Here is a 2500-nt window from a genome sequence, read left to right as displayed (position 1 = left end):
GGTGACGGCGTACCTTTTGTATAATGGGTCAGCGACTTAATTTAACGAGCGAGCTTAAGCCGGTAGGTGTAGGCGCAGCGAAAGCGAGTCCGAATAGGGCGACTAAGTTCGTTGGATTAGACCCGAAACCGGGTGATCTAGCCATGAGCAGGCTGAAGGCAAGGTAACACTTGCTGGAGGGCCGAACCGGTGAATGTTGCAAAATTCTCGGATGACTTGTGGCTAGGGGTGAAAGGCCAACCAAACTCGGTAATAGCTGGTTCTCCGCGAAATCTATTTAGGTAGAGCGTTGGACGAATACTCTCGGGGGTAGAGCACTGGATGGGCTAGGGGTCCCCACAGGATTACCAAACCTAACCAAACTCCGAATACCGAGAAGTACTATCCAGCAGACACACGGCGGGTGCTAACGTCCGTCGTGAAAAGGGAAACAACCCTGACCGCCAGCTAAGGCCCCTAATTCGTGGCTAAGTGGGAAAGGATGTGAGGATCCCAAAACAACCAGGATGTTGGCTTAGAAGCAGCCATCATTTAAAGAAAGCGTAACAGCTCACTGGTCTAGTCAAGGGTTCTTGCGCCGACAATGTAACGGGGCTCAAGCCACGAGCCGAAGCTGCGGGTGCACGCAAGTGCGCGGTAGCGGAGCGTTCCGTAAGCCTGTGAAGCGTCAGCCGTGAGGCGGCGTGGAGGTATCGGAAGTGAGAATGCTGACATGAGTAACGGAAAGGCGTGTGAGAGACACGCCCGCCGAAAGTCCAAGGGTTCCTGCGTAAAGCTAATCTGCGCAGGGTCAGCCGGCCCCTAAGCCGAGGCCGAAAGGCGTAGGCGATGGGAATGGGGTGAATATTCCCCAGCCCGTGGAAGGTGACGAACGCCGTAAGTTGTGCAGACTTATTGGATTGTCTGTGCGGCGAAGGAGTTCCAGGAAATAGCCTCCACATTATGGACCGTACCCGAAACCGACACTGGTGGACTGGTAGAGCATACCAAGGCGCTTGAGAGAACGATGCTGAAGGAACTCGGCAATTTACCTCCGTAACTTCGGGATAAGGAGGCCTCCTTCGTGGGCAACCATGGGGGAGGGGCACAGACCAGGGGGTGGCGACTGTTTAGCAAAAACACAGGGCTCTGCGAAGTCGCAAGACGACGTATAGGGTCTGACGCCTGCCCGGTGCCGGAAGGTTAAGAGGAGGGGTGCAAGCTCTGAATCGAAGCCCCGGTAAACGGCGGCCGTAACTATAACGGTCCTAAGGTAGCGAAATTCCTTGTCGGGTAAGTTCCGACCTGCACGAATGGCGTAACGACTTCCCCGCTGTCTCCAGCATCGACTCAGTGAAATTGAATTCCCCGTGAAGATGCGGGGTTCCTGCGGTTAGACGGAAAGACCCCGTGAACCTTTACTATAGCTTTGCACTGGCATTCGTGTCGTCATGTGTAGGATAGGTGGTAGGCTTTGAAGCCGGGGCGCCAGCCTTGGTGGAGCCATCCTTGAAATACCACCCTTGAAGATATGGATGTCTAACTGCGGTGCGTCATCCGCATCCAGGACAGTGCATGGTGGGTAGTTTGACTGGGGCGGTCGCCTCCCAAAGTGTAACGGAGGCGCGCGAAGGTGGGCTCAGAGCGGTCGGAAATCGCTCGTTGAGTGCAATGGCATAAGCCTGCCTGACTGCGAGACTGACAAGTCGAGCAGAGACGAAAGTCGGCCATAGTGATCCGGTGGTCCCGCGTGGAAGGGCCATCGCTCAACGGATAAAAGGTACTCCGGGGATAACAGGCTGATGATGCCCAAGAGTCCATATCGACGGCATCGTTTGGCACCTCGATGTCGACTCATCACATCCTGGGGCTGGAGCAGGTCCCAAGGGTTCGGCTGTTCGCCGATTAAAGTGGTACGTGAGTTGGGTTCAGAACGTCGTGAGACAGTTTGGTCCCTATCTGCCGTGGGTGTAGGAAGTTTGAGAGGATCTGTCCTTAGTACGAGAGGACCGGGATGGACGTACCTCTGGTGTACCTGTTGTCGCGCCAGCGGCACAGCAGGGTAGCTACGTACGGTCGGGATAACCGCTGAAGGCATCTAAGCGGGAAACCCACCTCAAAACCAGACTTCCCTTGAGAGCCGTGGAAGACCACCACGTTGATAGGCCGGGTGTGGACGTGCAGCAATGCATGAGCTTACCGGTACTAATAGCTCGATCGGCTTGATCACTCTCATTAATCAATGCCCGTACCAGATCACTTCCGCTCACGTGCTTCGCCGGCCTGGTGGCTATGGCGAGGGACCCCAACCCGATCCCATTCCGAACTCGGCCGTTAAAACCCTCTGCGCCAATGGTACTGCATCTTAAGATGCGGGAGAGTAGGGCGCCGCCAGGCCCGCTAAGCACGTCTTTCCTCTCCACAATCAAACAACACCGCGGGGTGGAGCAGCCCGGTAGCTCGTCAGGCTCATAACCTGAAGGCCGCAGGTTCAAATCCTGCCCCCGCAACCATATCAAAA

1 tRNA gene and 2 rRNA genes (1 of these 3 cut by a window edge) are annotated in these 2500 nt (G+C 55.8%); all 3 read left to right on the top strand.

What is annotated here, in order from left to right:
• A 23S ribosomal RNA gene (locus BUF17_RS21915) occupies positions 1-2209 on the top strand; it begins 524 nt to the left of the window's first position.
• 52 nt (positions 2210-2261) lie between these two features.
• Positions 2262-2376: ribosomal RNA gene (gene rrf, locus BUF17_RS21910) — 5S ribosomal RNA — on the top strand.
• A gap of 39 nt (positions 2377-2415) precedes the next feature.
• Positions 2416-2492, top strand: a tRNA-Met gene (locus BUF17_RS21905).
• The last annotated feature ends 8 nt before the right edge of the window (positions 2493-2500 follow it).

It is taken from the genome of Pseudoxanthobacter soli DSM 19599 (assembly GCF_900148505.1).
In the GTDB taxonomy this organism is placed as follows: domain Bacteria; phylum Pseudomonadota; class Alphaproteobacteria; order Rhizobiales; family Segnochrobactraceae; genus Pseudoxanthobacter; species Pseudoxanthobacter soli.
The sequence above is the reverse complement of the archived record's forward strand: the minus strand, read 5'-3'. Positions and strand labels throughout refer to the sequence as shown.